The 915-nt window shown below is 58.7% G+C and carries 1 protein-coding gene; it reads right to left on the bottom strand.

Annotated features, from left to right (window positions below; all coding sequences use genetic code 11):
- Positions 1-119: 119 nt before the first annotated feature.
- Positions 120-915 (bottom strand): DNA-methyltransferase (locus NPS46_RS25085; RefSeq protein WP_274112040.1); only part of this gene is annotated, 796 nt, incomplete at its 5' end.

Here is a 915-nt window from a genome sequence, read left to right as displayed (position 1 = left end):
ACAGTGCTCGCTGAGATTGACCAGGGCATCGTTGGCGGTCTGGTGGAAGCGCTGAAGAATTGCAGACATAGGGATTCCTCGCCCGCCGGTAGTCGGCAGGCTGGTAGATGGGAGAGGGGTTAAGCTGTTGCGAACAAATCGAATTGTGGTACCGGGCTGTCGCGCACGCTGATTGCGTCGGTGATGCGCTGCTGGGCGATATCGAGGTAGCCGAGGCGATTGCCGTCCTCATCAAGATCTCGTTCGATTCCTACGAACTGGCGACCTAACTGCATGCAGGCCACGCCGGTGGTGCCGCTACCCATGCTGTTATCCAGCACTACCTGGCCAGGCTGGGTATAGGTGCTGATTAAGAACGACATCCAGGCCACAGGTTTCTGTGTCGGGTGAAAGCTGCCAGCCTGCTTGTCGCTGGAGAAAAATTGCACCGACCGCGGGTACCGCTCTGTTGAGTCGTACTCGGTCAGTGACAAGCCCTTGCCATAGCACTCGGAGTTGACGGTTTTGCGCTTCGCTGTCTTTCGCTCATGCCCATCCGTCATTTGTGGGTTGTAAACCGGCTGCTTGCGGTAGAAGACCTGGGCGCTCTCGTGTGCCCGAAGCGGCTGCTTCTTGGCGTTTAGGAAGCCCGTGGCGTTTCCTTTCTCCCAGATCCATTCGTACTTGTAGTGCTTCGGGTTGCTGGCTACGAGCATCGATGCGAACGGCTGGGCCGCGCAAAGCACTATCGCGGCTTCTGGCTTGGCGATCCTCAAGTACTCCCGCCAGAGTGGCTCGAGCGGGATGATGGTGTCCCAGGCGCACTGGGTGCTGCCGTAGGGCAAGTCTGCCAGCACCATGTCGACGCTGGCATCGGGCAATTGCTTCATGACCTCCAGGCAGTCGCCGAGATAGAGCTGGAACTCACTCATGGCC

Origin of the sequence: Pseudomonas putida, assembly GCF_028682395.1 — a bacterium.
Classification (GTDB): domain Bacteria; phylum Pseudomonadota; class Gammaproteobacteria; order Pseudomonadales; family Pseudomonadaceae; genus Aquipseudomonas; species Aquipseudomonas putida_AB.
Note: the sequence above shows the minus strand (reverse complement) of the source record. Positions and strands in the feature narration are given on the sequence as shown.